23 protein-coding genes are annotated in these 23,738 nt (G+C 72.9%); 12 read left to right on the forward strand and 11 right to left on the reverse strand.

Translation table 11 applies throughout. The features are described 5' to 3' along the window. Positions 1-2: 2 nt before the first annotated feature. Entirely contained in the window at positions 3-323 is a 321-nt protein-coding gene (locus tag KG102_RS08875) for a DUF2277 domain-containing protein (protein ID WP_208289929.1), read from the forward strand. Here KG102_RS08875 and KG102_RS08880 read toward each other — a convergent pair. Continuing rightward, on the reverse strand, positions 320-580 hold the full coding sequence (locus tag KG102_RS08880) for a hypothetical protein (RefSeq protein WP_208213449.1): 261 nt from the start codon (positions 578-580) through the stop codon (positions 320-322). The two genes, KG102_RS08875 and KG102_RS08880, sit on opposite strands and share 4 nt — an antisense overlap. 160 nt (positions 581-740) lie before the next feature. Between KG102_RS08880 and KG102_RS08885 the strand changes: the two genes are divergently transcribed. Continuing rightward, complete coding sequence (locus tag KG102_RS08885) at positions 741-941, forward strand: hypothetical protein (protein ID WP_208213448.1); 201 nt, start codon at positions 741-743, stop codon at positions 939-941. Here KG102_RS08885 and KG102_RS08890 read toward each other — a convergent pair. The 4 genes from KG102_RS08890 to KG102_RS08905 all read right to left on the reverse strand — a co-directional run bounded on the left by KG102_RS08890 (position 938) and on the right by KG102_RS08905 (position 4,571). Then, positions 938-2,119, reverse strand: a complete 1,182-nt coding sequence (locus KG102_RS08890; protein WP_307802852.1) for an App1 family protein — start codon at positions 2,117-2,119, stop codon at positions 938-940. The two genes, KG102_RS08885 and KG102_RS08890, sit on opposite strands and share 4 nt — an antisense overlap. Further along, complete coding sequence (locus tag KG102_RS08895) at positions 2,116-2,676, reverse strand: Dps family protein (protein ID WP_208213447.1); 561 nt, start codon at positions 2,674-2,676, stop codon at positions 2,116-2,118. The genes KG102_RS08890 and KG102_RS08895 overlap by 4 nt, the downstream gene beginning before the upstream one ends. A gap of 99 nt (positions 2,677-2,775) precedes the next feature. Further along, positions 2,776-3,654, reverse strand: coding sequence for a non-homologous end-joining DNA ligase (gene ligD, locus KG102_RS08900; protein ID WP_208213446.1), 879 nt, complete (start codon positions 3,652-3,654; stop codon positions 2,776-2,778). Continuing rightward, positions 3,651-4,571 carry an ATP-dependent DNA ligase gene (locus tag KG102_RS08905; protein WP_243884812.1) on the reverse strand — a complete coding sequence of 307 codons (921 nt, stop codon included), beginning with the start codon at positions 4,569-4,571 and terminating at the stop codon, positions 3,651-3,653. Before KG102_RS08905 ends, ligD begins: the two co-directional genes overlap by 4 nt. A gap of 111 nt (positions 4,572-4,682) precedes the next feature. On the opposite strand from KG102_RS08905, the gene ku reads away from it, so the two are divergent. The 4 genes from ku to KG102_RS08925 all read left to right on the forward strand — a co-directional run bounded on the left by ku (position 4,683) and on the right by KG102_RS08925 (position 7,559). Next, positions 4,683-5,585 (forward strand): non-homologous end joining protein Ku, encoded by a 903-nt coding sequence (gene ku / locus KG102_RS08910; protein ID WP_208213444.1) that lies wholly within the window; start codon positions 4,683-4,685, stop codon positions 5,583-5,585. Continuing rightward, a complete protein-coding gene (locus KG102_RS08915) occupies positions 5,582-6,637 on the forward strand; it encodes a PHP domain-containing protein (protein WP_249667525.1) in 1,056 nt (351 codons plus the stop codon). Before ku ends, KG102_RS08915 begins: the two co-directional genes overlap by 4 nt. A gap of 146 nt (positions 6,638-6,783) precedes the next feature. Then, positions 6,784-7,065, forward strand: a complete 282-nt coding sequence (locus KG102_RS08920) for an HU family DNA-binding protein (protein ID WP_208213443.1) — start codon at positions 6,784-6,786, stop codon at positions 7,063-7,065. An 89-nt stretch (positions 7,066-7,154) separates the two neighbouring features. Then, entirely contained in the window at positions 7,155-7,559 is a 405-nt protein-coding gene (locus tag KG102_RS08925; protein WP_243884757.1) for a Fur family transcriptional regulator, read from the forward strand. 4 nt (positions 7,560-7,563) lie between these two features. Here KG102_RS08925 and KG102_RS08930 read toward each other — a convergent pair whose 3' ends face one another. After that, a complete protein-coding gene (locus KG102_RS08930; RefSeq protein WP_208213442.1) occupies positions 7,564-8,052 on the reverse strand; it encodes a DUF6328 family protein in 489 nt (162 codons plus the stop codon). Between the two features lie 85 nt (positions 8,053-8,137). On the opposite strand from KG102_RS08930, the gene KG102_RS08935 reads away from it, so the two are divergent. Further along, positions 8,138-9,184, forward strand: coding sequence for a threonine aldolase family protein (locus KG102_RS08935; protein WP_208289928.1), 1,047 nt, complete (start codon positions 8,138-8,140; stop codon positions 9,182-9,184). A 40-nt stretch (positions 9,185-9,224) separates the two neighbouring features. Here the strand turns inward: KG102_RS08935 and KG102_RS08940 are convergent, their stop codons facing one another. From KG102_RS08940 to KG102_RS08950, 3 genes are all read right to left on the reverse strand, one after another. After that, positions 9,225-11,447 carry a cellulase family glycosylhydrolase gene (locus tag KG102_RS08940; protein ID WP_208213440.1) on the reverse strand — a complete coding sequence of 741 codons (2,223 nt, stop codon included), beginning with the start codon at positions 11,445-11,447 and terminating at the stop codon, positions 9,225-9,227. A gap of 92 nt (positions 11,448-11,539) precedes the next feature. Continuing rightward, entirely contained in the window at positions 11,540-14,140 is a 2,601-nt protein-coding gene (locus KG102_RS08945) for a glycoside hydrolase family 6 protein (protein ID WP_208289927.1), read from the reverse strand. Between the two features lie 176 nt (positions 14,141-14,316). Next, positions 14,317-15,444, reverse strand: a complete 1,128-nt coding sequence (locus KG102_RS08950; RefSeq protein ID WP_322972666.1) for a LacI family DNA-binding transcriptional regulator — start codon at positions 15,442-15,444, stop codon at positions 14,317-14,319. Between the two features lie 71 nt (positions 15,445-15,515). On the opposite strand from KG102_RS08950, the gene KG102_RS08955 reads away from it, so the two are divergent. After that, positions 15,516-18,182 carry a substrate-binding domain-containing protein gene (locus KG102_RS08955; RefSeq protein ID WP_208213437.1) on the forward strand — a complete coding sequence of 889 codons (2,667 nt, stop codon included), beginning with the start codon at positions 15,516-15,518 and terminating at the stop codon, positions 18,180-18,182. 66 nt (positions 18,183-18,248) lie between these two features. On the opposite strand, the gene KG102_RS08960 is transcribed toward KG102_RS08955, so the two are convergent. Together KG102_RS08960 and KG102_RS08965 are read right to left on the reverse strand one after the other, a co-directional pair. After that, positions 18,249-20,015: a DEAD/DEAH box helicase gene (locus KG102_RS08960; protein ID WP_243884756.1), complete on the reverse strand. Its 1,767-nt coding sequence runs from the start codon at positions 20,013-20,015 to the stop codon at positions 18,249-18,251. Positions 20,016-20,284: 269 nt separating this feature from the next. Beyond that, positions 20,285-20,698: a CoA-binding protein gene (locus tag KG102_RS08965; RefSeq protein ID WP_208213435.1), complete on the reverse strand. Its 414-nt coding sequence runs from the start codon at positions 20,696-20,698 to the stop codon at positions 20,285-20,287. Between the two features lie 115 nt (positions 20,699-20,813). On the opposite strand from KG102_RS08965, the gene KG102_RS08970 reads away from it, so the two are divergent. The 4 genes from KG102_RS08970 to KG102_RS08985 are packed head-to-tail and all read left to right on the forward strand — an operon-like array spanning position 20,814 to position 23,657. Then, a complete protein-coding gene (locus KG102_RS08970; protein ID WP_249667527.1) occupies positions 20,814-21,410 on the forward strand; it encodes a CDP-alcohol phosphatidyltransferase family protein in 597 nt (198 codons plus the stop codon). Further along, positions 21,407-22,345, forward strand: coding sequence for a DUF881 domain-containing protein (locus KG102_RS08975; protein WP_208289925.1), 939 nt, complete (start codon positions 21,407-21,409; stop codon positions 22,343-22,345). Before KG102_RS08970 ends, KG102_RS08975 begins: the two co-directional genes overlap by 4 nt. Then, positions 22,342-22,674: a small basic family protein gene (locus tag KG102_RS08980; RefSeq protein ID WP_208213433.1), complete on the forward strand. Its 333-nt coding sequence runs from the start codon at positions 22,342-22,344 to the stop codon at positions 22,672-22,674. The genes KG102_RS08975 and KG102_RS08980 overlap by 4 nt, the downstream gene beginning before the upstream one ends. Next, on the forward strand, positions 22,671-23,657 hold the full coding sequence (locus KG102_RS08985) for a DUF881 domain-containing protein (RefSeq protein ID WP_208289924.1): 987 nt from the start codon (positions 22,671-22,673) through the stop codon (positions 23,655-23,657). The genes KG102_RS08980 and KG102_RS08985 overlap by 4 nt, the downstream gene beginning before the upstream one ends. Positions 23,658-23,738 lie beyond the last annotated feature (81 nt).

A 23,738-nucleotide genomic window follows, 5' to 3' on the forward strand; every position in this document is an offset into this window, starting at 1 on the left:
GCATGTGCCGGAACATCACCACGCTCCGAGGGCTCGAGCCACCCGCCACCTCGGAGGAGATCGAGGCCGCCGCGCGGCAGTACGTCCGCAAGGTGACCGGGGTCCAGTCGCTGAGCGACGCCACCCGTGAGCCGTTCGAGGACGCCGTCCGGCGGGTCGCGGAGATCACCGCGCGGCTGCTGGACGACCTTCCGCAGCGGCGCCAGCCGCCGACGACGGTGCCACCCCTGCGCCGGGCGGACGTGCAGGCGCGGATCGCTGCGCGGGAGGCGCACGAGCGGGCGCACGAGCTCGGCCTGCCGCACGAGCACGCCGCGGTCTAGAGGGGCCAGCGCACCAGCCGCGGGATGCCGGCCGGTGCCACGGCGGCGAGTGCGAGGAACCGCGCCTCCGCGCGGTGCAGCCGGATGTGCTCGTCGAGCGACCAGGTCGGCCCGTTCGTGAGCTCCATGCCGCAGGCGCACGCGATGCTCACGCGCCCGTCGGTGGTCGCCACCTGCCCGACCGTCGTGTGCTCGGTGGCGGCGCGGACCTTGGCGTTGCGCATCTCCGCGCTGACGGCTTCGACGTGGTCGGTCATGCCGCCATTCTCGCGCAGTGCACCGCGATGCCCGACCTGCCGCGGCGCCCGACCTGCCGCGGCCGGCCGGGCCGGCGCCGCGCCGTGCCGCGGTGGGACGGCGCCGACCAGTGGGCGGTCCGCGCGTGCGCCGTGGGGCGGCGCGGGGTAGAACCGAACCATGAGCCGCGACCTGACGTCCGACCCGTCCGCCGAGCGCCTCGCCGACCACGCGCCGGCGCAGGCGGAGCTCGACGCGGGCGACGCCCGGTCAGGCGGCAACGTCGAGCACGCGCCGCGCTCCCTGCACTCCGTCGAGATCACCGCGGACGACGAGGCGATCGCGAGCAGCGACGACTGGGACGACCCCGAGCGCCTCTAGGCGGGGTCCAGGCCCCGTTCGCGCACCAGGCGCAGCAGCTCCGTACCGTCGGCACCCTGCAGCACAGGGATACCGTCCGGGCGGCGCGCCGCCCGCTCCTCCGCACGCACCGAGTCGACCGTGGGCGCCGGTACACCGTGCGCCAGCACGTGCTCGCCGAAGGTCAGCTGCCGGATGAGGATGGCCCGGACATGCCCGCCGAAGTGCTGCGCGGCGCCCGCGTAGATCTCGGGGTCATGCTGCCCGTCGTCGCCCACGAGGATCCACTGGACGTCCGGCAGCTCGGCGAACAGCCGGCGCAGCTGGGCCACCTTGTGGGCCGGACCGCTGCGGAACCAGCCGCTGTTCGTGGGTCCCCAGTCCGTCAGCAGGAGCGGGCCCGCCGGGTACCGGTTCCTGCGCAGGAACCGCGCGAGCGTGGGCGCGGCGTTCCACGCACCCGTCGACAGGTACACCACGGGAACGTCCTCGTCGCGCTCGCGCAGCTCGGCGTAGAGCCGGGCCATCCCGGGCACGGGCTCTCGTGCGCTCTCGTGCCGCACGAACACGTTCCACGCGGCGACGAACGGTCGAGGCAGACGCGTCACCATCACGGTGTCGTCGATGTCGCTCACGATGCCCGTCCGCACGTCCGGGCCGATCACGTGCACGGGGGCGTTCGCTGTCGCTCCGTCGCTGGTCGTGAGGCGCACGTCGTGCCAGCCCGGCGGCAGGTCGGACTCGAGGATGGTGTCCACGTAACCGCCGCGGTCGGTGACGACGGTGTGCGTCCGGTCGCCGACCCGCACCTCGAGCTCGGCACCGGACACCTGGGCCGTCGCAAAGCTGCGCCAGCCGCGCAGCGCCGTGGCGGAGCGTGATCCTGCCTGCGCGCTGCCACCCGCGCCGGGCAGCTCGTGGTCGCTCACCTGCGGCGCCGCGAGCAGCGTCCTGGCGAGGACGCGTACCCACCCCGTGGCGCCGTAGCCCGCGTACGGCTCGATGCGGACGGTCCAGCCCCGCGCGCGCAGCTGGTGGGCGAGCGCGCGGTCGAACCCGTCCTCCAGCCGGGCTGCGAGGTGGGAGCGGGGGACGGACGACGCCGGGTTGGTCGACGCGCCCGTACCGCGGGCGGTACGAAGCACCGGCCCGCCGTCGGACGGACCGACGGCGGGCCGGGCGTTGGAGGATGCCGTCACGCGGTGTCCTTGGCGGACGCCTTCCGCGCCGCGGTCTTCTCGCTCTGCGTGGCGCCCGTGGTCAGGACCCCGCCGGCGGACTCGAGGTGCGCCCGGACGAACCAGTGGAAGAGCTCCAGCTCGCCGAGGTGCCCGACCAGGAGGTCGTTGGTGACGTCGTCGATCTCCTCGACGTCCTTGGCGGCCTGGCGGTGGTCCTCGATGACGCCGGTGTAGACGACGTCGAGCGCGCCGAGGTGGGCGATGGCGCTGTCGCGGCCGATCGAGTAGTCGTCCCACGTGCGGCTCTGGACGAGCGCGCCGGGGGTGCCGACAGGGGCGCCACCGAGGGTCGCGATGCGCTCGGCGAGCGCGTCCACCATGAGCCGGACGGCGTCGACCTGCGGGTCGAGCATCTCGTGCACCGCGATGAAGTGCGGGCCGACGACGTTCCAGTGGACGTGCTTGAGCGTCAGGGCGAGGTCGTTCAAGGCGTCCAGTCGCTTCTGCAGCACTGCGGCGACATCGGCCCCCTCCTGGAGGGTGAGGGACGGGACGGTGTACTTCGGCAACGCCATGACGGAACTCCTCGTTCAGTTCGTGCGGGTCGGTACCCGGCTCGGCTCAACGGTGCCGCAGGTCAGACCGTGCCGCCATCGGAACGGGACGCGTCGGTCTCAGGCGAACGGGTCGCCGCGGTCCGCCAGGCGCGTGGCCACCTCGTCGGGACCGAGCTGCTGCAGACCCGGCCCGATCTCCTCCCACCACCGCGGTGCGGCGACGTGGGGCACGTCCCGACCCCGCAGCGAGTAGGGGGTGATGGTCGTCTTGGCGGGGTGGTTCTGCGACCAGTCGATGAGGACCTTGCCGCCGCGCAGGTCTCGCTTCATGATCGCCACGACCTGCTCGGGGTGCGCGGCCGCGATCTCGTACGCGACGTCCCGCGCGTACTGGCGGATCTCCATGACCGTGCGGTTCCCCGGAAGTGGTGCGTACAGCTGCATGCCCTTGCTGCCGGACGTGACCGGCACCGTGGTCCCGAGGCCGTCCTCGCGGAGCCGGTCCGCCACGAGGTGAGCGACCGCGGCGCACTCGTCCAGCCCTGCGGGGGCGCCCGGGTCGAGGTCCACGACCAGGCGGTCGGGACGATGGATCTTGCCGCGCGGGCCCACCCGCCACTGCGGCGTGTGGAGCTCGAGCGCACCCTGGTTGGCGGCCCAGACCAGCCCGGCGAGGTCGTCGAGGAACGGCAGCTCCAGCTCGGCACCCTCATCCTCGGCCCCCGGCGCGGCCCGCAACGTCTGCCGGCGGATCCAGTCCGGGGCGCCGCGCGGGGTGTTCTTCTCGAAGAACTTCTCGCTGCCGACACCGTCCGTCCACCGGATCCGGGTCACGGGCCGGTCGCGCAGCTGGGCCAGCAGCGCCGGGGCGACCTGGACCAGGTAGTTCATCACCTCGGCCTTGGTCATCCCGGTCGCCGGGTACATGACCTTCTCGAGGTGGCTGACCCGCACCTGGCGCCCCTCGACGTCGACCATCTGGCGTTCTGGTGTCACGGCTGCTCCCAGGGGTCGGCGTCGGTGTCCGTGCGCACGGCACGCACGACCGGCTGGCGCAGGCGACCGGTCGGGTTGCGGGCCAGGTAGAGCGTGTCGACGACGACCGTGGGCTCGCACCACCGGGTGCCGCGGGCGTCGACCGCCGGCACCTCGTCGTCGAAGGGGGAGTCGCTGCGCGGGACCAGCAGCCCACGGAGCTCGGTGGCGCGCCTGCCGGTCAGGCCGCTGCCGGCGCGGCCCAGGAACCGCAGCGCACCCTGGGCGTCGCGGGCGCCGAAGAGCACGGCGCCCATCCGGCCCGAGCCGTTCGTCTCCTCGCGCCAGCCGCCGACGAGCGCGGCGCGGGTCCGCCGGTGCGGCGCCTTCACCCAGTCGGCCGAACGGCGGCCCGGCACATAGGGGGAGGAGCGCCGTTTGGCGACCACGCCCTCGAGCCCGAGCTGCTTCGTGATCTCCCACAGCTCCTGCCCGTCCGGGTACACCGGCGACAGCTCGACGCGGTCGGGCAGCTCGAGCCGGGAGAGGGCCGCGCGGCGCTCGTCGTAGGTGCTCGCCGTCAGGTCGACGCCGTGCAGCCGGAGCACGTCGAACACCAGGAACGTGACGGGGCGCTGGGCCGCCAGCGCCGCCGCACGTCGGGGGTCGCGCACGTGCATGCGCTCCGCGAGCGCCGTGAAGGAGGGGATGCCGTCCGCCATCAGGACGATCTCACCGTCGAGCACCGCGCCCTCCAGCGCCGCCAGACCGCCCAGCTCCGGGTACGCCAGGGTGATCTCCCGCTCGTTGCGGCTGAAGAGCCGCAGGTGGCCCGAGGTGGTGTCCGCGAGCGCGCGCACACCGTCCCACTTCACCTCGAACGACCAGTCGGAACCGCGCGGAAGCTCCGCCGGTCCGGCCGCAGGGGTGGCGAGCATGGGCTGCACGGGTCCATCCTGCCCATGGAGGCCGCGCTGCGCGCGGTCGATCCCGACATGCGCGTGACCAGGAGTGCTCCTGGTCCGCCCCAGCAACGGAGGTCAGGCCACATGCGAGCGATCTGGAAGGGCGCGGTCGCCTTCGGGCTGGTCAACGTCCCGGTCCGGCTGTACTCGGCGACCGGCGAGCACGAGGTCACCCTGCACCAGGTGCACAAGGAGGACGGCGGCCGCATCCGATACCGCAAGTTCTGCAGCATCGACGGTGAGCCCGTCGAGATGTCCGACATCGCGAAGGGCTACGAGACCGACGACGGCGAGCTCGTGGTGCTCACGGACGAGGACTTCAAGTCCCTGCCGTTGTCCACCGAGCGCGAGATCGAGGTGCTCGAGTTCGTGCCGGTCGACCAGGTGGACCCGATCCTGCTGCAGAAGACGTACTACCTCGAGCCGGAGAAGGCCGCCGCCAAGCCGTACGCGCTGCTGCGCGGTGCGCTGGAGCAGGCCGACCGGGTGGCGGTCGTCAAGGTCGCCCTGCGCCAGCGGGAGTCGATGGCGATCCTGCGGGTGCGGGACAACGTGATCGTGATGCAGACCCTGCTGTGGCCCGACGAGGTGCGCGCCGCCGACTTCCCGGTCCTCGAGGAGGACGTGTCGGTGCGCCCACAGGAGCTCGCCATGGCGGCCTCCCTGGTGGAGTCGCTCGCCGCGGACTTCGACCCCTCGCAGTACGAGGACCGCTACGCCGGTGCCCTGGAGCAGCTCATCGAGGCCAAGGTCTCGGCCGGGAGCACCCGCGCGGTGCCGTTGCCGGCGGGTGAGGAGGAGTCCGGCGACGGCGGAGGCGACGTCGTCGACCTGCTGGCCGCCCTGCAGCGCAGCGTCGAGAAGGCTCGGGGCGCGCGCGACGAGGCACCGCCCGAGGAGAAGCCGAAGGCGAAGGCCAAGGCGAAGAAGCCGAAGAGCGACGAGGACGAGCCCACCCCGCGCAAGACGCGCCGCAAGGCGTCGTGAGCGGCCTGTCGCGCAGGGGAGCCGCCCAGCAGCAGGCCGACGCCGTGGCGGCGTTGCGCCGCATCGCCTTCCTGCTCGAACGCGCCCAGGCGAGCCGCTACCGCGCGGAGGCTTTCCGGGGCGCCGCGCGCAGCATCGAGCGGCAGGACGAGCAGCGGCTCGCTGCGCTGGCCGCCTCGGGCTCGCTGACCGACCTGCCGTCGGTGGGGGCCCGGACGGCCGACGTGGTCGCGCACGTGCTGCGCGACCAGCCCGTGGAGTACCTGGACGAGCTGGAGCAGCAGTACGCGTCGGCGGGCGCGTCGCTCGACGCCGGCGCCGCGGCGCTGCGCGAGCGCCTGCGCGGCGACCTGCACTCGCACACCGAGGCGTCCGACGGCGCGACGCCGATCCAGGAGATGGTCCTCGCGGCCCTCGAGCTGGGACACGAGTACCTCGCGATCACCGACCACTCGCCGCGGCTCACGGTGGCCAACGGGCTGTCGGCGGCGCGCCTGCGCGCCCAGCTGGACCAGGTGGCGGCCCTCAACCGGGCGGTCGGTCCCTTCCGGGTCCTCTCGGGGATCGAGTGCGACATCCTCGAGGACGGCGGTCTGGACCAGGACCCGGACCTGCTCGACGAGCTGGACGTCGTGGTCGCGTCGGTGCACTCCAAGCTGCGCATGGAGTCCGGACCGATGACCCGCCGGATGATCGCGGCGGTCAGCAACCCGCGCACGGACGTCCTGGGGCACTGCACGGGGCGCCAGGTCGCAGGCAAGAGCCGGCCGCCCAGCGAGTTCGACGCGCGGGCGGTGTTCGACGCCTGCGCGGAGCACGGCGTGGCGGTCGAGATCAACTGCCGCCCGGACCGGCTCGACCCGCCGCACGAGCTGCTGGCCATCGCGATCGACGCGGGCTGCGACTTCTCGATCGACACCGACGCCCACGCGCCGGGCCAGCTGGACTGGCTGGCGGCGGGCTGTGCGCGCGCCGCGCAGCACGACCTCGACCCGGCACGGGTGATCACGACCTGGCCCGTCGAGGACCTCCTGGCGCGTACGCACCGGTGACGCGACACGCCTGATGCACGGAAACGCGCGCCGCCCGGGTTAGTGTCAACCGATTGTCCTCGGCAGCTCGCGGTTTACCGCATGCCCGAGGCAACAGCCCGGAACCGGACTCGCATGTCCGTGTGAACACAAGAGGAGCACATCTAGTGAGCGTGAACCGCACCGAGCTCGTCCAGGCCGTCGCCGCCAAGACGGGCCTCACCAACACCGACGCGGACAAGGCCATCAAGGCCTTCCAGGAGGTCCTGATCGAGAACCTCGCCGCGGGCGAGGCCGTCACGATCCCCGGGTTCCTCGCCGTGTCGCGGGCCGAGCGCGGGGCGCGTACCGGCATCAACCCGCAGACGGGTGAGAAGCTCGAGATCCCGGCCGGCTTCCGCGTGAAGCTCACCGCCGGTAGCGCCCTCAAGCGCGCCGTGCAGGGCTGACCTCAGCACACTCGACCGGGCCCGCGATCCTGAGGGATCGCGGGCCCGGCCGCGTTATAGTGGGAATCAGTCTCAGGAAGGGTCACGTCATGGTGGTCATGCCGCGCCAGACGCGCCAGCGCGCGGAGATCCTCGACCTGCTCGAGGACCTCGACGAGTTCCGCAGCGCCCAGCAGCTGCACGAGATGCTCCGGGCCCGGGGGTCGAGCGTCGGGCTGGCCACCGTCTACCGCGCGGTCCAGGCGCTCTCCGAGCACGGGGACGTCGACATGCTGCGCACGCCCGACGGCGAGTCGGTCTACCGCCGGTGTGCACAGCGCAGTCATCACCACCACCTCGTCTGCCGGACGTGCGGGCGCACGGTCGAGATCGAGGCCGGTCAGGCGGAGGCCTGGGCCGCGCAGGTCGGCGCCGCCCACGGGTTCGACGACGTGGAGCACACGATCGAGCTGGTGGGCACCTGCGCAGGCTGCCGCGCGGTCGCCTCGTCCTGACGGCTCAGGCGCGCGCCTGCCAGGCGAGGAGCCGGGGGACGAGCCACCACGACACGGCGAGGAGCAGGATCGAGGACAGACCCACGGTCCAGCCCGCCCGGCGCGACAGGACGACGTCGAAGATCAGCATCGCGCTCCCGGCCATCACCAGGGCCAGCACCACCAGGCCGGCCCGGGCGAACCGGCTCCCCGCGGTGACCAGCTCCGGCTTGAGCCGACGCCCGAAGAGGACGCGGTGCAGGCTCACCGGGGCGACGAACAGGGCGGTGGCCAGCACCGCGAGAACCACGAGCACCAGGTACACGTCCTGCTGGTAGGCGTCGAGGTCGTTGAACCGCTGCTGGAACGGGATCGTCAGCAGGAAGCCCGTGAGGATCTGCGTGCCCGTCTGCGTGACGCGCAGCTCCTGCAGCAGCTCGTTCCAGTTCCGGTCTGCGCGCTCGTTCTGCGTCTCGGAACGGCCGTCGTCCGGCCGGGCTTCGTGCTCGTGCACGGTGGTCCTCCTCGTGGTCTGGACGGATCATCCTCTACCTGCCCGTCGTGCGCAGGTGCAGCCGCCGATCGGGGACACTTGCCCCGTGACCCGACTGCATGATGCCGACCGCCGTGACTTCGCCTCCGACAACTACGCGGGGATCCACCCCGAGGTGCTGGAGGCGATCGCGGCCGCGAACGGCGGACACCAGACCGCGTACGGCGAGGACGTCTACACCTCCCGGCTCCAGGAGGTGACCGCGCAGCACTTCGGTGACGGCGCCAGTGCCTTCCCGGTCTTCAACGGCACGGGCGCCAACGTGCTGGCGCTGCAGTCCGTGCTGCCGCGCTGGGGTGCTGTCGTCTGCGCGGACACCGCGCACATCCACACCGACGAGAACGGTGCCCCCGAGCGCGTGGGGGGCATCAAGCTGCTGACCGTGCCGACCCCGGACGGCAAGCTGACGCCGGACCTCGTCGCGGCGCAGGCCTGGGGGTTCGGGGACGAGCACCGTGCGCAGCCCGGGGTCGTGTCGATCACCCAGTCGACCGAGCTGGGCACCGTCTACACCCCCGACGAGGTGCGAGCGCTGGCCGACCAGGCGCACGACCTGGGCCTGCGGCTGCACATGGACGGGGCGCGGATCTCCAACGCCGCCGCCGCGCTGGACCTGCCGTTGCGGGCGTTCACCACCGATGCCGGCGTGGACCTGCTGTCCTGGGGCGGCACGAAGAACGGCCTGCTGTACGGGGAGGCCGTTGTGGTGCTGGATCCCACCGCGGACGGCGGGCTCGCCTACCTGCGCAAGATGGACATGCAGCTCGCCTCCAAGATGCGCTTCGTGTCCGCGCAGCTCGTCGCGCTGTACGAGGGGGACCTGTGGCTGCGGTCTGCGCAGCACGCCAACGCCATGGCGGCGCGGTTGCGCGCGGGCATCGAGCACCTGCCGGGTGTCCAGGTCACGCGCCCGACGCAGGCGAACGGTCTGTTCGTGATCTTCCCCGCGGGCGTGGCCGACGTGCTGCGCCGTCGGTGGCGGTTCTACGACTGGACCGTCGAGACCGGCGAGGTCCGCCTGATGTGCTCGTTCGACACGACGGACGCCGACGTCGACGAGCTGGTGGCAGCCGTCGCCGACGCGGTCGCCTGACGCGTGGGGGTCCGCTGCCGGACCCCCACGCGTCATCGCCTCACAGCACCTGGCAGCCGGCGCCGTTGACGGTGAAGTCGACCGGCGCCGTGTTGGTGCCGGTGTGCGTGCCGTTGAACCCGATCTCCGTGCTGGCGCCCGGCGCCAGCGTCGAGTTCCACGCCGCGCCGGTCGCGCTGACCGCCGCGCCGGTCTGCGTCCAGGTGGCGCTCCAGCCCTGCGTCACCCGTTGACCGTTGGCGTAGGTGAAGCCGAGCGTCCACCCGGTCAGGGCGCTCGTGCCCGTGTTCGTGATCCGGACCGTCCCGGTGAACCCGGTGCTCCAGGTGCTCGCGCTGTACGTGACCGCGCACGAGCCGGTCGGCACGTCGGGTGCCGTGTAGGCCGTCAGCGCGGCGGACGCGGCCGACCGGTTCCCGGCCGCGTCCCTGGCCACCACGGTGAACACGTACGGGGTGCCCGGGGCGAGCCCCGTGGCGGTGTAGCTGGGCGTCGCACTGCTCCCGACGAGGGTGCCGGCGCGGTAGACGTCGTAGCCGACCACCCCTGATCCGCCCGCGTTGTCCGCCGACGCCGTCCAGCGCAGCGGGATCGCCGTGGTGGACGCCGTGCCGGCCTCCAGCCCGGTGGGCGCACCGGGGGCGACCGTGTCCCCACCGCCGCCGGCGGCCGTCCGGACGCTGACCGGCGCCGAGCTCGCCGAGACGTTGCCCGCGACGTCCCGGGCCCGCACGGAGAACGTGTACGACGTGTCGGGGGAGAGCCCGGTCAGTGTGACGGCCGGTGACGTGGTGGTGGCGACGAGCGTCGACCCCTGGAAGACCTGGTAGCCCGCGACCCCGGAGCCCGCGTCCGTGGACGCCGACCACGTGAGCGGCACGCTCGTCGCCGTCGGGGTGCCCACCGAGAGGTTGGCCGGGGCCGTCGGTGCCGTCGTGTCCCCGGGCTGCCCGCCGACGTCCGAGAGCGACTTGCCGGTGGTGCTGCCGACACCCCCCAGCGGCACCGCGTGGTCGAGGCCGACGAACTTGCCGCCGTCCTGCCACAGCGAGGGCTTGAGGAGGGCGTACTTGGGTTCGTCCCAGGTGGTCCAGTCGTAGTTGAGCAGGCCGCCGGTGTCTCCGGAGTTCGGGTTGAGCACCCAGAAGGTGTGGCTCAGCCGGCGGTCGACGATGAGGTCACGGATCGCGACCATCCACTTCTCGTTGCGGCCGCCGTCCATGAACCCGCCCCACTCGCCGATGAGCAGTGGCGCGATGTTCTCCTTGTGCAGGTACAGCCAGTTCGGGTCCCACACGTCGCGCTCGAGCGTCGACCGGTCCCACTCGCCCTGGAACCACTTCTGGTCGAAGACGAGCGGTCCGTAGTCGTGGGGCGAGTAGACGAGCTGGTCCTGGTTCGCCCCCAGGTCGATCGGGAAGTCGCGCACGCCGCGCAGGTTGCCGCCCCACCACGTGCCGTAGTAGTCGGTGAGACCGGTCGACGTCCACGGGACACCGGGCTTCGGGTACACCTCGATGCCCTCGACGAAGATGAGCCAGTGCGGGTTGATGGCCAGGATCTTGCGGCCCGCGGTCTGCGCGAAGTGCCGGAAGTTGTCCTTGTCGGTCGTGCCGTCCCACTTCGCCCGCTCCGTGGAGCCCTGGGTGCCGTGGGGCTCGTTCTTGACGTCCGCGCCGATGATCGTGTCGTTGTTCTTGTACCGCTCGGCCACCCACTCCCAGCCCGCGTACACGTCCTCGGTGGTGATCGACCCCTTCCACCACACGGGGTACACGTGACCGGAGTTGTCGGCCTCCGCGCTGTGCACGTCGAGGAAGACCTTGATCCCGTACCGCTCGCACAGCGTGAGCCAGTAGTCGAAGATCTGGAGGCTGTTCTTGCCCTCGAGCTCGGGGTTGGCGTAGGTGTTGACGTTCGGCGTGAGGAACGTCCCCGCCTTCCACTCGAGGAGGAGCTGGGTCGAGATCGGCACGCGCACGGTGTTGATGCCGCGGTCGGCCATGCTCTTGGTGAGGGTCGTGATGTTCGCCGACCAGAGGCCGTGGAAGACGCGCTCGCTCGCGTTGAAGCCGAACCAGTTGGTCCCGGTGAGCCACACCTCCTTCCCGGACTCGTCGACGATCTTGTTGCCCGAGACATGCAGCCAGTCGTCGCCCACGGCGGCGTGGGCGGGGGCGGCTCCGAGCACGAGCGGTGCGGCCAACGCGGCCGTGGCGGCGACGCTCGTGGCGAGCGCGCGCAGACGATGGGTGGAAGACACGGTTCTCCTCAGGCTCTGGTCGGGGTGCGGTGGTCCCTGCACGACGAGCGGGGGCCCTCGGTGGGAGGACCCCCGCTCGTCATGCCGCTAGCTCACGCGACGGTGCAGGCTGCACCGTTGATCGTGAAGGCGGTGGGCGCGTTGTTCGTGCCCGAGTGAGAGCCGTTGAACCCGATGTCAACGCTCTGACCGGCGCCCAGGGTGCCGTTCCATGCGGCGCTCCTGGCCGTCACCGCCGAGCCGGACTGCGACCACTCGGCGCTCCAGCCCTGGGTGACGCTCTGCCCGTTCGCGAACGAGAAGCCGAGCGTCCAGCCCGTGAGGGCGGAGGTCCCCGTGTTGGTGACCTTGACGGAGGCCGTGAAGCCGTTGTTCCAGCTGTTCGCCGTGTACTTCACCGAGCAGGAGCCCGTGGAGGCGCCCGGCTGCGTGGTGGCGGAGACGGCGGTGGAGGCTGCCGAGACGTTCCCGGCGGCGTCCTTGGCGCGGACCGTGAACGAGTACGCGGTGGCGGCGGTCAGGCCGGTCACGGTGTAGCTCGTCGAGGTGGAGGTACCCACCAGGGTGGTGCCGCGGTAGACGTCGTAGCCGGTGACGGCCACGTTGTCGGTGGACGCCGTCCAGGACAGCGGGACGCTCGTCGACGTCGTCGTGCCGGCCGTCAGACCCGTCGGCACCGAGGGCGCCGTCGTGTCCGTGACCGAGCCGGACTGCGTGGTGGCCGAGACGGCGGACGACGCGGCGGAGACGTTGCCCGCGATGTCCTTGGCCCGGACCGTGAAGGAGTACGCGGTGGCGGCGGTGAGGCCGGTCACCGTGTAGCTCGTCGAGGTCGTCGTGCCCACCAGCGTGGAGCCGCGGTAGACCTCGTACCCGGCGAGTCCCGACCCACCGGCGTTGTCCGTCGACGCCGTCCAGGACAGCGGGACGCTCGTCGACGTCGTCGTGCCGGCCGTCAGACCCGTCGGCACCGAGGGCGCCGTCGTGTCGGTGACGGAGCCGGACTGCGTGGTGGCCGAGACGGCGGTGGAGGCTGCCGAGACGTTCCCGGCGGCGTCCTTGGCGCGGACCGTGAACGAGTACGCGGTGGCGGCGGTCAGGCCGGTCACGGTGTAGCTCGTCGAGGTGGAGGTACCCACCAGGGTGGTGCCGCGGTAAACGTCGTAGCCGGTGACGGCCACGTTGTCGGTGGACGCCGTCCAGGACAGCGGGACCGTGGTCGCCGTCGTGGTGCCCGCCGTCAGACGCGTCGGCACCGAGGGCGCCGTCGTGTCGGTCGGGTTGGTGCCGCTGCCGGGGATGACCGGGTAGGCGTTGGCCACGAGGGTCCGGAACTGGTCCTCGAACCACTGGCCGGCCAGCGGCGCGTTCGGCGTGGCTCCGGTCAGCTGGTTCTCCAGCTTGGGGGAGACGAACGTCGGGTCGCACATGCGGTCGAACCGCTTGCCCTGGTCGTTGGGGATGTCCGAGGACGCCCCGTCGGACTCACCCGGGGGCTTGATCCACACGAACGCGTCGATGTGGGACGCGGCGTAGCCGGCGGGGGTGGCCTGCGGCAGCTCGCCGATGCCCGCGCCCATCGGGTTGCACCACGCGCCACGGTGGACGCGCTGGTCCACGCGCGACTGGTTCACGTACGTGTTCACGTCCGTGCTGGTCGAGACCGCAGTCGGCCGGTTCGGGCCGCCCCAGCCGTTGCGGGACGTGTCGATGAGCATGCCGAGCGAGGACGGGAAGCCCGCCGCGACCAGCAGCCGGTGCATGTGGGCCGTGAAGTCGGCCTCGTCGAAGTCGAAGTTCCACTCGTAGAAGTCGCTCGACCGGATGGGCGTGCCCCCGACGGAGATCGAGGAGTCCGGCAGGAACGGCTCGTTGAGCGGGGTCGTGTTGGCGACGTCGCTGACGAAGCCGTCGACCGACGCGAACCCGGCGGTGGTGGACTTCGCCACCTCCGCGAAGAGCGTCGCGGCGGGACCGGCGTTGCTGTCCCAGCCGAGCCAGCCGGAGTGGCCGATGTCGATGTAGTTGTAGACGTTCGGGATGGCGTGCAGCTTGTCCAGCGCGTACTTCACGCCGGCCCGGTAGTACGGCGCGGCCTGCTGGCAGGCGGCCTCGGAGATGTTGGTCACCAGGTTCGGCAGGGAGTCCGGCTCGATGGTGGCCGAGATCCGGATGTCCGCGTACTTCGGGTCGGCCAGGAGCGCCGCGATCGGGTCGATGTACTCGGTCTTGTACCGCGCCAGGCCGGCGTCGGTGGCGGGGAGCTCACCGTTGGACGCGAGGGCGTAGCAGTCGCGGCCGGGCAGGTCGTAGATGACCAGGTTGAACACGATCGGGCCGGAGCCCTTCTGGGCGACGGCGTTGTCCAGGTGGAACTTCAGGCCGTTGCCGTCCGCGTTGCCGTTGATCGCGCTGATGCGGTCCATCCAGACGGCGGTCGGCTGCTTGGCGACCGTCCGCATCTTCGCTGCGAGGGTGGGGTCGCCGGCGCGTGTGGCAGCGCTCTCAACAGCTGCCGCGTACGTGGGGTTCACGTACTGCGTCGCGCCCGCATAGGGGTTGTCCACGTGCGCCTCGGCGGCGCTCGCAGTCGTGGTGATGCACAGTGGTGCGGCGATCAGCGCCATCGCTGCCGCTGCGGTGGCGGCGGCGCGCACGCGTTGCCTCACCGCTCTGTTGCCGTGTGTGGACACGTAGTCCTCCGGGTGGTCGATCGGCGTGCCCGGCCGGTCGACCCGTCCGAGCGCAAGTCGGCCGGGAAAGTCCACGGCGACTGGCCGCTAGATCACCACGCGGACTTTCCGGACGGCACGGGGCAAATCGTTTAGGTACCTGCCGTTACCAAAATGTGACATGGATGAGGGTGTGCTCATCGCGACCGTGGGCCGGTGCTCCCGCGGACCGCGAGGCCACCGATGTGGAGCTCCCGCTGCGCGCGCGGGTCCCCGTCGAGCACCGCGAGGACGACCTCGCCGGTGGCCGCACCGAGCTCGCGCTGGGCCGAGGGAAGGGTGGTGATCGACGGCGTGGCGAGCCGGCACAGCGCCGAGTCGGACCCGGCGACCACCGACAGGTCCCAGGGCACCGCCAGGCCCGTACGGCGCGCGACGTCGAGCGCCGCGACCGCCATCTGGTCGGAGTCGTAGACGATCGCCGTGGGCGCCCGGCCCCCCGTCACGAGGCGTCTGGTGGCGACCGCGGCCTCCTCGGCAGTGCCGCCGGTGGCCTCGTGGACCAGCAGCCCGCCGGCCGCGTCGAGCACCCCGGTGAGCGCCGCGAGACGTTCCCGGGTGCGTTCCAGCTCCGTCGGACCGCTGACGAGGGCCACGTGCCGATGTCCCAGCTCGAGCAGGTAGCGCCCCACCCGGACGAAGCCCTCGGTGTGGTCGAGCGTCACCGAGGCGACGTCCGCGTCGCTGTGACCTGCACCGACGATGACGGCCGGCGCGCGCAGGCGGCGCAGCGCGTCGATCCGGGGGTCCTCGACGAGGACGTCGGTCACCACCATGACGTCGAACCGGCGCTCGGCCCACCAGTCGCCGTAGAGGCTGACGGCCGCCTCCGGGCCGTCCACGATCTGCAGCATGAGCGCGAGGTTCCGGGTCGCCAGGACCTCCTGCAGCGCGATGACGAACTCGAGGACGCCGGTCGCCTGCGCCACGGGGCCGGCGGCGCCGCGGTCGACCACGAGACCGATCGCGCGCGGGCCGGAACGCATCGACCGCGCCGCCGCGCTCGGCCGCCAGCCGAACTCGTCGGCGACGCGCAGCACCCGCTCCCGCGTCGCCGCCGAGACGCCGGGGCGACCGTTCAGGGCGTAGGACACGACCGCGATCGATACCCCGGCGGCGCGCGCGACGTCGGTGATGGTCGGTCGCCTCGCCGGGGCGGGAGCCGGGGGCGAGGGGGTGGGGGAGGACGGCCCGGACGACGGCGTCGACGGTGACGCGGTAGAGGCGGGTACTCCGGAGTCATATGCAGGTGTGACCACGATCACCTAGTGTGTCGCCCGATGCGGGTGAAATGCATCATCTCGGCTCCGACGACGTGGGCGAGGGATGTGGGGTCATGGGAACAGTGCGACGCGGACCGGTCTCACCGACGGCACGACGGACCATCGGGGTGCTCTCGCCGGTGGTCGGCGGCTTCTACTTCGGAGCATTGATCGCCGGCGTCGCGCGGGCGGCCCGCGCCGCGGGGCACCGCGTGGTGGCCGTGCAGACCTACCCGGCGGGCCTGGACCGGGAGCGCTACCCGGACGAGTCGATCCTCGACGCCCCCGTGGCGCTCGGCGCGGTCGACGGCCTGGTCGTGGTGGGCAAGGCGCTGCGCAGCGACCGCCTGGCGTCCGTCCAGCAGTGGGGCCTGCCGGTCGTGCTGGTCAGCGAGGAACCGCTGTCGAGCGAGGACGCGGTCGTGCTCCCCGACAACGTGGGCGGTGTCCGCGCGGCCCTCGAGCACCTGCTGGAGCACGGTCACACCGCGATCGGGTTCGTCGGCTGCCTGACCCAGCGCGACATGCGCGAGCGGTTCGCCGCCTACCGCGCGACTCTCGCCGAGCACGGGATCGAGCCCGCCGACTCCTGGTTCTACGAGTCGTCGGACAACCATGAGCAGGGTGGCGCGGACGCAGCGGCCCGCATGCTCGCCGCCGGGTCACCCACGACCGCGGTGGTCGCCGCCACCGACCGCAACGCGGTGGGGTTCCAGCGCGCGCTGCGCGCGGCGGGCCTGGTCCTGCCGCGGGACCAGGCGGTCGTCGGGTTCGACCACGCCGACTCGGGCGCCCGTGTGACGCCCCGGTTGTCGACGGTCGACGCCCACTACGACCGCGTCGGCGAGACGGCGGTCTCCCTGCTGCTGTCGCGGATGCGCGGCGAGGAGGTCCCCGGCGGGGAGTACCGCGCGCCGTCGACCCTCGTGCTGCGCGAGTCCTGCGGGTGCACGGAGCCCGCGCAGTCGGCCGCCCCGGCGGCCGGGACGGGCAGCCGCGGCGGCTACCAGGTGCTGCGCGCGCTTGCCGGGACCGCGTTCGTCGGCCCGACCGGAGCCGCGGGGGCGCGCCGGACCGGCGTGGCGCCGCGCGAGACGTGGTGGCACGCCGTCGTCGAGCCGATCGAGACGGCAGCGGAGCGGGGCACGCCGCCCAGCACCGCCGGTCTGGCGCGCCTGGCCGACGTCACGTCGGCGATGCAGCCCCACCCCGAGGCGCTGGAGCAGCTGGTGAGCTGCCTGCGGGGCGTGGAGTCGGACGTGGTGGAAGCGCTCTCTCGCCCGGAGCACGAGCCCGTCGTCCGGCGGGCCGTCACGGAGGTGCTCCTGGCGATCACCAAGGGCTGTACGCGGGCGATGCTGGCGCGCAGCGGACAGCTGGAGCGCACGATCGTCGACCAGTACGAGGTGGACATGGACCTCCTGCGCGGCGACGGCGCCAGCCCTCGGGCGCTCGGCTGGCTCCCGCGCGGCGTGCGCGGCCACGCCTGCCTCGGCCTGTGGCTCGGTGCCGACCGCGGCCCGGGGGACCGGGAGATGGAGATCGTGGGGGTGCACGACACGTCCGGGACGCTGTCGCGCCTCGTCGGCGTGCGCACGACCGCCAGCCAGTTCCCGCCGGCCGCGCTCACGCGTGCCGGGACGGTCGGCACCAACGAGGTCACCTTCGTCGTCCCGGTCACGTTCGGTGGCAGCGACTGGGGCCTGCTCGCGATCGACGGCCTCGTCGAGACGCGGGCCACGAGCGCACGCGACAGGTTCAACCACTGGGCCGCTCTGCTGGCGGTCGCCCTGGACCAGGAGCGGCTGCTGGCCAACCTGCGTGAGCAGCGCCGCGCCCTGGAGCAGGCCGCGGCGCGCGAGCGGTCGCTCGCGGACACCGTGCGGGCCAGCGAGGAGCGGTACGCGCTGGCGTCGATGGCGGCCCACGACGGCACCTGGGACTGGGACGTGTCGGCGGGCACGGTGTACTACTCACCGCGCTGGAAGCAGACCCTGGGCTACGACGACGACGTGATCGGCGACTCGCCGGGGGAGTGGCTCGAGCGCGTGCACCCGGCGGACCGGGACGAGCTGTCGGCGGCGATCGCGTCCCAGCTCGCGGGTGCCGGGACCCCGCTCGAGCTCGAGCACCGGGTCCGCACGTCCTCCGGCGACTACCGCTGGATGCTGTGCCGCGCGGTGACCGTCCTGGACGACGCGGGCTGTCCCGCGCGGCTCGTGGGCGCGCTCGTGGACGTCACGGAGCGCAAGGAGCAGGAGATCGCCCTGCAGCGCGACGCGCTGCGGGACCCGGAGACCGGCCTGGTGAACCGGCTGCTGTTCCTCGACCGGCTCGGCGCCGCGGTGCTGCGGACCCGGCGTTCGCCGGGCTACGACTGCGCGCTCGCGCTCGTGCGGGTCCTGGACGGTGGGGCCGAGTCGGACATGGACGCGCGGCTCGACCTGCACCGTGAGCTGGTCCGCCGGCTGCGCCGTCCGCTGCGCGAGGGGGACACGCCGGCGCGCATCGCGGAGGACGACTTCGTGGTCCTGCTCGACGACGTGGGCCAGGGCGGCATCCCCAACCGGCTCACCCTCCTGCTCGACCAGCTGCGCCACGAGCTCGGCTCCCGGGTGGCCATCGGGGTCCTCGGGAGCGTCCGCGGCTACCGGGACGTCGGCGAGGTCCTCCGCGAGGCGGACATCACGCTGCTGCGCGGCACCTCGCGCCAGGGCAGGCCCGGTCCGGTCCTGCGGTAGCCCGACGACACCCGGGCAGCACGACGCCCCTGCCTCCCGGACGGGGGGACAGGGGCGTCGGGGTGCTCAGCTGCGGCCGCGGGCCGGGCCGTGCGCGGGCCGGGAAGCGCCGTGGCCCGGGCGCGGGCCCGCGTCGAGGCGGATGCGCAGCGGGCGCCCGGCGACGCGGGTGCGCGCCAGCCGGTCGATCACGTCGGCGGACAGCCCGTCCGGGATGTCGACGAGCGCGAAGCTGCCGAAGATGTCGATCTTGCCGACGTCCTTGCCGGTCAGCCCGCCCTCACCGGTCAGCGCGCCGACCAGGGCACCCGGCTGCAGGCCGTCGCGGTGGCCCACCGCGACGCGCCAGCGGGGCGACCCGCCGGCGACGTGGGAGTCGGCGCGACGGCGCTCGCCGCGCTCCGGCCGGTCCGGCCGGTCACCGCGGTCGCTGCGGTCGTTGCCACCGGTCAGGTGGGCGCGCGACAGGGCGTCGTCGAGGTCGTCTCCCTGCCGGACGGCCACCGGACCCTCGTCACCCACGGCGAGCGCGGTCACGACCGCCAGCAGGTCCACCGGGTCGACGTCGGGGTTCTGCGCCAGGTGCACCGCGATGGCCTCGCGGTACAGGTCCAGGCGGTCCAGCTCGGCGCGGGCGCCGGTGCGGGCCAGCAGGGCGTGCACCCGGTGTGCGGAGACCTCCGCCGGCGACGGGATGTCGACCTGCAGGAGCGACTGACGCGTCGTCCGCTCGATCTGGCGCAGGCGCGACTGCTCGGACGGCGTGACGAACGACAGCGCCTCACCCTCGCGGCCGGCGCGGCCCGTGCGGCCGATGCGGTGCACGTAGATCTCGGGCTCGCGCGGCACGTCGAAGTTGACGACGAGGCCGATGCGGTCGACGTCGAGCCCACGGGCGGCGACGTCGGTGGCGACGAGGACGTCGAGCGCGCCGGTGCGCAGTCGGTCGACGATCTTCTCGCGCTCGGTCTGGGCGACGTCCCCGGAGATGTACGCCGCGGAGATGCCGCGCTCGATCAGCGCGCTGCCGACCTCCTCGGCCGCACCGCGGGTGCGGACGAACACGATCGCGGCGTCGGCGTCGGAGACGGCGAGCACGCGAGCGAGCGCTCCGGTCTTGTGGCGGTGCGGGACCACGGCGTACGTCTGGCGCACGCTCGTCACGGTCGACGCCTGGCGCGAGACCGTGATCTCGACCGGGCGGTTCAGGTGCTGCTCGGCGACACGGCGGATCTGCGGGGGCATCGTCGCGGAGAAGAGGGCCACCTGGCGCTCGCGCGGCGCCGCGGACAGGACCTTGTCGACGTCCTCGGCGAAGCCCATGCGCAGCATCTCGTCGGCCTCGTCGAGCACCAGGAACCGGACCTGGTCGAGCTTCAGCGTCCGGCGTTCGAGGTGGTCCAGGACGCGGCCGGGGGTCCCGACGACCACCTGGGCGCCACGGGCGAGCGCACGCTGCTGCGGGAGGAACGGCGAACCGCCGTAGACCGCCAGCACGTTCAGGCCGGGAAGGTGGGTGGCGAACGACTGGATGGCGTCGGCCACCTGCATCGCGAGCTCGCGCGTCGGGGTCAGGACGATGGCCTGCACGGCCGGCAGGTCGTAGTCGATCGAGGCCAGCAGCGGCAGGCCGAACGCGGCCGTCTTGCCGGTACCGGTCTGGGCGACGCCGACGATGTCACGGCCGCTGAGCAGCGCGGGCACGGCCTGCAGCTGGATGGCGGACGGGACGGTGAAGCCGAGGTCGACGATCGCGGCGTCGAGGGCCGGCGGCAGACCGAGGTCGGCGAACGTCGCGTCGACGAGAGCCTCGGCGGGCAGGGCAGAGGGCATGGCAGAACTCATGAAATGGGGAAACCGATCATCGCGGGGCGGAGCCCTGAACCGTGCACCGGGACGGCGAACAGCGGGTCGCAGCCCCGGACCACCCAGTGACAACGCTTGCGCGATGTCCAGACCACACCACGCGAGGCGGGCCCCGACCGCCTCAGCGGTGGTGGCGACGCCTCGAAGGGGGACGCGACGAACTCCAGATTCGTTGCCTACTCTACCTGGTCAGAGGGCTGCGCCGCAGGTCGGGCGCGGTGACGTCCGGCACAGCGTCACAGTTCGCGTCGGGGGCCCTCGATCGCCGGGCACGCGTCCATGACGACGTCCAGCCCGGCCGACCGGGCGCGCTCGGCGGCCTCCTCGTCGACGACGCCGAGCTGCAGCCACACCGCGCCGGCGCCGACCGAGATCGCCTGGTCGACCACCGCCCCGGCACGGCCGCTGTTGACGAACACGTCGACCACGTCGACCGGTCCGTCGATCTCACCGAGCGCGCGGACCCCCTGGGCTCCGTGCACGACGGGCGCCTTCGGGTGGACCGGGACGATCTCGTGCCCCAGGGCCTGGACGTAGCGCGCGACGCCGTAGGCGGCACGGGCCGTGTTCGTCGAGAGGCCGACGACTGCCCACCGTCCCGGGGTGCTCAGGAGCCGGGTGATCACCTCGGGGTCGTTGCGGTGCGCCATCCGTGCACTCTCGCACCGACGGGCGTGCAGCGCGGTCAGGGCGCGGCGTCGTTGGGCCTGGCGCGTGGGCCGCATAGGATCGACGCCGCCAGCACGGACAGCGACGGGGGAGGCAGTGACGAGCAACGACGTCGTCTCCATGCGTGTGCTGACCGTGCCGAACCTCATCAGCTTCGCGCGACTGCTCCTGGTCCCCGTGTTCGCGCTGCTGCTTGCGCGCGGGCAGGACGGCTGGGCGCTCGCCGTGCTCGCCGGCTCGGGTGCGAGCGACTGGCTCGACGGCGTGCTCGCGCGGCGGATGGGGCAGGTCTCCCGGCTCGGTCAGATGCTGGACCCCGCGGCCGACCGCCTGTTCATCGTCGTGACGCTCGTGGCCCTGGCCTTGCGCGAGATCGTGCCCTGGTGGCTGCTCGGCGTCCTGGCCCTGCGCGACGTCGTGCTCGCGGTGATGCTCGTCGTGCTGGCGCGCGCCGGCTACGCGCCGCTTCCGGTGCACCTGGCCGGCAAGGCGGGAACGTTCGCACTGCTGTACGCCTTCCCCCTCCTGCTGCTCGCCGAGTGGGACTCGTGGCTGGGCACGGTCGCCGGCGTGGCCGGGTGGGCGTTCGCGCTGTGGGGCGTTGCGCTCTACTGGTTCTCCGCGGTCCTGTACCTGGCCCAGGCCCGCGAGCTCCTGCGCGACGACCCGATCGACGCCCCGGACCCCGCATGAGCGTGCGGCACGGTTCCAGCGAGCCGCCGCGCAGCCCGGACGCGTCCATGACGCTCCTCACCGAGGTCTACCGACGGCCGCTGGACCCCGGGTACGCCGAAGCCGCCCAGCGGCGGTCGTCCGGTACCGCGCCGCGGCGCAGCGTGCGTGCCACGGCGGTGATGGTCGTGCTCGCGATCGGGCTGGGGCTGGGGGCGACCGCCGCGACCCTGGCGCTGCGTCGCCCCACCGGCTCCGTGCTGGCCGCCCGTGAGCTCCTCGAGAGCCAGATCGGCCAGCGCAGCGCCGAGGCGGACGCGATGCAGAGCGAGATCACCGCGATGACGGACGAGATCGCCACGCTGCAGGAGCAGTTGCTCGGCGGCGAGGGTCAGTCCGTGCGGGACCAGATCCGGGCGGACGCCGTCGAGGCCGGCGTGATGCCGGTCGCGGGCCCCGGACTGCGGGTGGTGCTCACGGACGCGCCGTCGGACTCGCCCGACGAGGAGGATCCGTCGTTGCGGGTGCAGGACGTGGACCTGCAGGTCGTCGTGAACGGGCTGTGGGCGACGGGGGCCGAGGCCATCGCGGTGAACGGGCAGCGGCTGACGGCGACGACGGCGATCCGCAGCGCCGGGGATGCGGTCCTGGTCGACCTCGTGGCGCTGGGCAGCCCATACACGGTCGACGCGATCGGCGACGCCGTGCACATGCAGACCGAGCTCGCGCGGGCCAGTGCCGGGCAGCACCTCGCGACCCTGCGCTCCACGTTCGGTATCGGCGTCCAGCTGACGTCGCAGAGCAGGCTGGAGCTGACCGGCTCGGGGATGGTCACGATGCGCGAGGCCCAGGTGCCCGGGGCTGCCGACGATCCCGAGGCGCTCGGGTCAGGACGTGCGCCGCAGGACGGCGATGTGACAGGGTCGGCACGTCCGACGGGAAGGGACGGCACGTGATCGCAGTCATCGGTCTGGTCATCGGCGTCGTCGGGGGCCTCCTCCTGCAGCCCACGGTGCCCCAGGAGCTGCAGCCCTATCTGCCCATCGCGGTGGTCGCCGCGCTCGACGCCCTCTTCGGTGGCCTGCGCGCCATGCTCGACGGCATCTTCGACGACCGCGTCTTCCTCGTCTCGTTCCTGTCCAACGTGGTGCTCGCGGCGCTCATCGTGTTCCTCGGTGACCAGCTCGGTGTGGGCACGCAGCTGTCCACGGCCGTGGTCGTGGTGCTCGGTATCCGCATCTTCTCCAACGCCGCCTCGATCCGCCGGCACCTGCTCAAGGCATGACGATGACCCCGTCGCACGGTGAGCACGACGCGCACGACGAGCAGCACGACGAGCTCGTCGCGGGCGACGAGCACGATGCACCGACCGTCCCCGACGCACCGACCGTCCCCGACGCGCCGGCCGTCCCCGACGAACCGGACCTCGAGCCGGTGCCGCCACCGGATCCCGGCGCGGAGCCGAGCGCCGGCGTACCCGCGGACGCAGGCAGCGAGGAGCCGACCGGACCCGCAGAGCCGGCGACCGCGCGGGCCGACGGCGCACCGCCCACCGGGTGGGCCGTGCTCGGTCGCGCCCTGAGGCCGCGCGCCACTCGCGCGCAGGTGGTGGCGGGGATCCTGTGCGCGGTGCTCGGCTTCGCGCTCGTGGCCCAGGTGCGCCAGTCCGGGGAGGCGGACCTCGGCGGCATGCGGCAGGACGATCTCGTCCGCATCCTCGACGAGGCGACGAACCGCGGCGACAGCCTCGCGCGTGAGGCCGCGGACCTCGCCCGGGAACGGGACGAGCTGCTCTCCGGCTCCGACCGGCGGCAGGCCGCCCTGGACGCCCTGCGGCGCAGCGCCGAGACGCAGGGCATCCTCACGGGCCGGCTGCCCGCCGAGGGGCCGGGCGTCGTGGTCACCCTGACGGACACCGACGGCGTCAAGCCGATCACGATGCTCAACATGCTCGAAGAGCTGCGCAACGCCGGGGCCGAGGCGATCGAGCTCAACGACCTGCGCGTCACCGCGAGCAGCGCGTTCACGGGCACGGCGGGGGCCGTGGTGCTCGACGGCGTCACCCTGGCCCCGCCGTACCGGTGGATCGCGATCGGGGACCCCGACATCATCGCGCCGGCGCTGACGATCCCCGGTGGAGCGATGGCGCAGGTCCGCAACAACGGCGGCAGGGGCACGGTCGACCGGGAGGAGCTCGTGTCGGTGGACGCGGTGCGCGTCGTCCCGGACCCCGTGTACGCCACGCCGGTTCCGCCGCAGGGCGGTTGATCCCCTTCTGCGCTGCCGACGAGCGCCGACGCCGCCGCGACCTGGTGTGGCGTGCTGCGCCGACCCGCTCGGTCCGCATAG

Origin of the sequence: Cellulomonas fengjieae, from assembly GCF_018388465.1 — a bacterium.
GTDB classification, from domain to species: Bacteria; Actinomycetota; Actinomycetes; order Actinomycetales; family Cellulomonadaceae; genus Cellulomonas; species Cellulomonas fengjieae.